General features: G+C 46.8%; 8 protein-coding genes. 5 read left to right on the forward strand and 3 right to left on the reverse strand.

The features are described from left to right. Positions 1–108 precede the first annotated feature (108 nt). Entirely contained in the window at positions 109–831 is a 723-nt protein-coding gene (locus CSQ88_RS21750; RefSeq protein ID WP_306475262.1) for a LysR substrate-binding domain-containing protein, read from the reverse strand. A gap of 423 nt (positions 832–1,254) precedes the next feature. Beyond that, complete coding sequence (locus CSQ88_RS23250; RefSeq protein ID WP_218963174.1) at positions 1,255–1,551, reverse strand: hypothetical protein; 297 nt, start codon at positions 1,549–1,551, stop codon at positions 1,255–1,257. A 300-nt stretch (positions 1,552–1,851) separates the two neighbouring features. On the opposite strand from CSQ88_RS23250, the gene CSQ88_RS21760 reads away from it, so the two are divergent. Beyond that, positions 1,852–2,370 (forward strand): dual specificity protein phosphatase family protein, encoded by a 519-nt coding sequence (locus tag CSQ88_RS21760; protein ID WP_180273770.1) that lies wholly within the window; start codon positions 1,852–1,854, stop codon positions 2,368–2,370. A 471-nt stretch (positions 2,371–2,841) separates the two neighbouring features. Here CSQ88_RS21760 and CSQ88_RS21765 read toward each other — a convergent pair whose 3' ends face one another. Continuing rightward, positions 2,842–3,174, reverse strand: coding sequence for a hypothetical protein (locus tag CSQ88_RS21765; protein WP_099400159.1), 333 nt, complete (start codon positions 3,172–3,174; stop codon positions 2,842–2,844). A 310-nt stretch (positions 3,175–3,484) separates the two neighbouring features. On the opposite strand from CSQ88_RS21765, the gene CSQ88_RS21770 reads away from it, so the two are divergent. From CSQ88_RS21770 to CSQ88_RS21785, 4 genes are all read left to right on the forward strand, one after another. Continuing rightward, the gene (locus CSQ88_RS21770; protein ID WP_099400160.1) at positions 3,485–3,736 is read left to right on the forward strand and encodes a hypothetical protein; all 252 of its coding nucleotides are present in this window, start codon (positions 3,485–3,487) and stop codon (positions 3,734–3,736) included. Continuing rightward, the gene (locus tag CSQ88_RS21775) at positions 3,733–4,002 is read left to right on the forward strand and encodes a hypothetical protein (protein WP_099400161.1); all 270 of its coding nucleotides are present in this window, start codon (positions 3,733–3,735) and stop codon (positions 4,000–4,002) included. Before CSQ88_RS21770 ends, CSQ88_RS21775 begins: the two co-directional genes overlap by 4 nt. Positions 4,003–4,534: 532 nt before the next feature. Beyond that, complete coding sequence (locus CSQ88_RS21780) at positions 4,535–4,954, forward strand: hypothetical protein (protein ID WP_099400162.1); 420 nt, start codon at positions 4,535–4,537, stop codon at positions 4,952–4,954. Continuing rightward, entirely contained in the window at positions 4,930–5,400 is a 471-nt protein-coding gene (locus CSQ88_RS21785) for a helix-turn-helix domain-containing protein (protein WP_143449558.1), read from the forward strand. The genes CSQ88_RS21780 and CSQ88_RS21785 overlap by 25 nt, the downstream gene beginning before the upstream one ends. Positions 5,401–5,544 lie beyond the last annotated feature (144 nt).

Raw genomic sequence — 5,544 nt, forward strand, 5'->3', positions numbered from 1 at the left:
GCAAGCATTTTGCTTAAAATGGCATCTTTACGAGCCTTGGGAATACGCGACATGATAAGTAACCAGCCCCCTGAGTAAGTTAGAATCCCTGAAAAGGGAGTATCTCAACTATCCTGACACAGGGGGGGCTGAGTATTCTTTTGGGTGAGTGCTCGCTGCTTGTATCAGCCATTTTTCAACGAGGGTTACAGCCGCAGCAGCTGGTTTTAGCGCCGGGCGTACAAGGTGATAGGCCAGCCCTTCGACGACTGGCGTTAAAGGGGCTTCCAGCAGGCCCATTGCTATTTCTTCTCTGACTAATTCTAAACTCAACAGTGCAACGCCTTGCCCGGCAAGGGCGGCTTGGATGGCGTGGCTTTCTTCTGAATAACGAATCCCCGCTGTGCTATCCAGATCGCTTATCCCTGCATTTTGTAGCCAGCCTGCCCATGTTAAATGCTCTGGTGGCGGGCTGTGCCAGTTAAAGTGAATCAGCGGATGCAGGCTTAAATCGGATAACTGCCGGATGTGCAGCTGCTTGCTGGCAACGGGCGCAAAGTGGTCTTGTAATAGCTGCGTGGCCAGTAAATCGTGATAGTTGCCCTTGCCATAGCGAATGGCTAAATCAACGGCTCCTGAGTGCAAATCCACCGCTTGATTGGAGGCGTGAATATGCAGATCGATTTCGGGGTGCGCGGCTTGAAACGCCGCCATGCGGGGCACCAGCTGTAGGCGCTGATGAAGTTGACACCGAGTTCCGAGTAGGGGGAGCCACCCCGCTGATAAGAAAGGCCACCTGTTCCGGTTAAGTTGAGCCAGTGTGCTGGTTCGTGACTGGCAGTACTTAAGCACGCATTATGAGAACAGAAAGGCACCTATGCTGTGGCGCTGCAAAAATGGTCATGAACTGTAAAGAGTGCTGTGATGTTATTTTTGGCAAAGAGTGTATGCAGTGCTTGAATGATTACTTCCTTCTCTGGGCACAATGCATAAGGCGGTAAAAACACGTGTGGGACGCTGCCTAGCTGATCGCTATGTGAATATAAATACGAAAATCACTTGGCAATACCGTCGCGGACATATCTGGGATACTAATCCGAGCATGATTCTCCGAGGGCATTGATATCAGCAATGTAGCTTTTTAAGGCCGATTTAAAGCTCCCACAGCAAGGCACAGAAAAAGGATGATTTTTCTGAATGGCATAGCTATTAAAGCGGGTGTTTTAAAAATTAACATTTGGACCAGTTGAGGCAGGTTACCAAATAAGGGAGCCTTTATTTATCTGAGCAAGGTGGCACTATTTCTTGCAATTGCACTGAACCATCGTCCTGAAATTGGCAATCGAGAATATCTCCCTCGACCCACCCCATTTCTTCCAATAAGCCATCAGGAAAGAGCGATATGCCATCGCCGCTACCATCACCAGCGTCTTGAATTGTAGTGCACCACCTTTTAGCCATTACCATTGTCCTTACTCCAAATGAAAATGCCACTTCAGGGCAACTTCTTATCAAGGTGAGTACTTTAATTAATATTCTAAATGACAGCCATGCCATTTTATCTTTACGCAAAAAATAGGTTTCTAAATTAAATGTAAGAACAAATTATGTACCTTTTGCTGTAGAAACGTAGCGCTACCCATCAATTTTTGTGATGGTGGAGCGGTAGTACAATGGACTTGCCTTGTATTTTTGATCAAGTGAGATGGTTACTACTTTGTCATGGCTGCGTGGAGCTGTTCTGCTGGGGATGATGCCTTAGCAGCCGAGTGGATTTAGATTAATCACACATTGGGCATGGCAAATGTCATGTTCACAGATCATCTCTCGATACTTGATCATTCCTTAAACTGTTTGAGTCAGGAGTTTGAAATGGAATGCCCTAATCAAAATTGTTATTGGGTAGCAGCAGGACAATTGCTAGCGGGTGAATATCCACGTGATCAAGACCTCAAAACATCCCAGCAAAAATTGCAAAAATATCTAAATGCTGGAGTGAGTTTTTTTGTGGATTTAACGCAAGAAGGAGAGCTTTCTCGGTACGATAATTTGCTGCCTGAGCTCGCCTTAAATGGACTGCCCATTGGATATATACGCTTTGTAATTCCGGATAAATCAGTTCCTGGCAACAAACTGCTGATGCAAAATATTCTGGATTCGATTCATCATGCAATCGGGCAAGGACATTGTGTTTATGTTCATTGCTGGGGTGGAGTTGGGCGAACAGGCACCGTAGTGGGCTGCTACTTAATTGAAAGGGGGATGTCAGGGCAAGAAGCGCTCATTCATTTACAGCAACTATGGTCGTTCGTCAATAAAATACATCGTCATCCAATCGCTCCTGAAACACAAGAGCAACGCCAATGGATTTTAGATTGGGCTAGCAATTAGTGCGTCTCAACTGCTGTACTGGGCCACAGTAATCACATATATGGCCCAAGCCGCGATTGTTATGAGTAGAGCCTGATGAATTGCTACCATGCTCCGGGCAGGGTGAGCCAGTGCACTGGTTAGAATAATCCCACACTTTGGTCGGGTGTTTTAATCCACGAAAGTACTCAGAAATAGATGTTCACTTCTGCCACTTATTGTCTTATTAAGTTATTTGGATCCACAGCAGACACATGCGCCCCCTACAACGCTTATGCATATTCAAGCGTCGTCCCTTCCTGCTCTGCTACTTGAATATGCGTAGTGGTGACACATTGCACGTCTTCAGCTTCGTTAGCTTACTGGCAAAGATTCTCCAAATATGATCACTGCTATTTCGGTGTGACTCAGGCTTTCTGAAACGCCCTTATGATAAGGGCGTCGTTAGGACGGCTTTGTACTGCAATTAGAATCTACTGACATGTGATGTCCTTAATTATTGGATTCACTGCTCCGTTTTCTCATCGCTTCCAAGCGCTCTTCAAGTGACAAAGTTCGTGGTTTTGGCTGATCAAATGGGAATAGAAGATTTAAATAGTGACAGCGATCTAAAGCGCTGAGAGCTTTCAGAAATGTTTCTAGATGCCCTTGGCCGTATGTTTCAAGCCGTTTATAGGTTCTTAATGCAATGCCAGCTCGTGCAGCAAATTGTACTTGTGACTCTTTGCGTAATTTACGACTCCGCCGAATTTTTGCAGCTAAATATGCGCACAGCTCCTCATTAGAGGCTTGTTTTAAGTGCTGAGATTCTTGTTCAGGAGTCATTTTTTTTGAAATAGGCCAAATTTGGCACCATTGTAGCGAGTGTTTAATTCAGCTGTTAACAAACATCAAGCAACCTGCTAGCATTAGTGTCGTTAGCTAATAAAAAACACTACATCTTGTGTTTTTGTTTAGAAATCACGCAAAAACCAAAGGCCGACATGACGTCGGCCTCGGGAGTTTCTTAAACTGCTTGAGAACAATCTGAATTAGATCGCTTCAGTGGGGACTGCAAGCATACCTCTGATAAGGATCATTCTCAATAGGCGGTGATGGAAGGCGTGTATACCCACATCAACGATGAGATCTAACAATGTCTAATTTAAAGACAACCGGAAGTAAAGCTGCAACGGCAGCTTCTAAAACGTTGAATAACGGTTCTACAGGCGCAAATTCGCGTACAGCCGCAGCAAGTGCACTTTCTCAAGCGCGCGCACCACAGAAACAGACATCTGCGGTGGCCGCAACTGCTGCATCTAAAGTTTTAAGAGACGGTCGAACCAGCGCAACCTCAAAATCAGCCGCCGCCAGTGCACTTGCGCAAGCACGTGGAGGTAAAAAATGAATATCAATTTGGCCCATTTAAGAGCGCAAGCAACAAATGGAGGCTGGATTGATTTTGCCGTGTTTGATGCAAAATCAACGACTGGCGATCATAGTGCGCTTTTAGCCCAGCTAACAAATTCAGCTCGTCAATCTGGCTTAAAAGTTGATCAATCTGCTTTGGCATTTCAATCAAGTGGAAGACTACAGTTTGTTGGTGATACAAATCTTGTTTCATACTTAGCAAAGAGTTGGCGCCCTCACTGGACGCATACGATTAACGTCTAATTATTTAAGGGGGAATACAATGTTATTCCCCCTTATCTTTGCATCATCAAATTTAATACTCGTTTTGCGATATATCATCACGATCGTTATTACCACGCGGCGAGATTCTGACCTCAGCAGGCAAACCTATCATTGTTCCGCTCATATTAATAAAGCCAGTAGCACCGTGGTGCGAGCACAGAAACGGATAAACACACTAAGGTGACCTTTTAAATCTCTGTAATTTTTAAGCCCCCACCGTAATGATAACCACACCTATTTATTGCTGATGATGTTTAGCCCAACCACCAAAAGGGATATTTTGGCTGCGAGCATGATGAACGGGCGAAGCTTCGTAACTCGTGCTGGTGTTTTCCATTTTATTTACATCATTACTGACCTCCCCCTGTGTCAGGATAGTTGAGATACTCCCTTTTCAGGGATTCCAACTTACTCAGGGGGCTGGTTATTCATCATGTCGCGTATTCCCAAGGCTCGTAAAGACGCCATTTTAAGCAAAATGCTTGCTCCTCATCCGGTCAGTATCAGGTAGTTGGCATTGCAAGAAAACCTCTCCGAAGCCACGCTGTACAATTGGCGCAATCAACTTCGTCAGGAGGGCCGCCCCGTGCCCGAACATCATCGCAGCAGTGAGAACTGGTCTGCTCAAACCCGCTTTGCCGTGGTCGTCGAGACCATTGCCATGTCCGAAATCGAGCTCAGCGAATATTGCCGTGCCAAGGGTTTATTCCCGGAGCAAGTGAAACAATGGCGCGATCTCTCCATTCAGGCGCAGAGCCAGGCTGAAGCCAGCACGCCGGAACAGGCGCAAGAAAACAAAACCCTGCGCAAGCAAAATAAGCAGCTGGAGCGGGAAATTCTGCGTAAAGATAAGGCACTGGCGGAGGCGGCGGCGTTGCTGATTCTGCAAAAAAAGGTGCGCGCCCTTTGGGGCGAACCCGAGGAAGACTGACATCACAGGAGCAACGAGAGCAGCTGATCTCGTGGATCGGACAGGCGTGCCAAGCCGGTGCGAGCTTATCTCGCGCCTGTGAAACGATCGGTATTTCGGTGCATAGCTGGTATCGCTGGCAAGCGGCGGGTCAGGTGATCGCGGACCAGCGGCCCTTGGTCAAGCGGAACGATCCGGCGAATAAGCTGAGTGAAACCGAGCGGCAGGCGATTTTATCGATATGTAACAGTCCACGTTTTAACAGCGCTCCACCCAGCCAGATCGTGCCGATTTTAAGCGACGAAGGTCACTATTTAGCTTCTGAATCAACCATGTACCGCGTGCTGCGTCAGGCCAATCAGCTTCAGCATCGCGGTCGGGCCGCCAAGGCCGTACGCACCGGCACAGCGGCATTCAATTCGTTACCCCGTCGCAACGGCATCAAGGGCAGGGCAAAGCATTATTAGAAAAACGCCATGCCCTCTACCCCCCTATGTCAGACTAGTTGTCGCCTCTGAATTTTCATGGGCTTGAAAAAAACATAGGCTTCATCATGCAAAAAATTACGTATTCTGACGACTTTAAACACCAAGCATTGAGCAAGGTTTATC

The sequence above is a fragment of the Iodobacter sp. BJB302 genome (assembly GCF_002735645.1).
In the GTDB taxonomy this organism is placed as follows: domain Bacteria; phylum Pseudomonadota; class Gammaproteobacteria; order Burkholderiales; family Chitinibacteraceae; genus Iodobacter.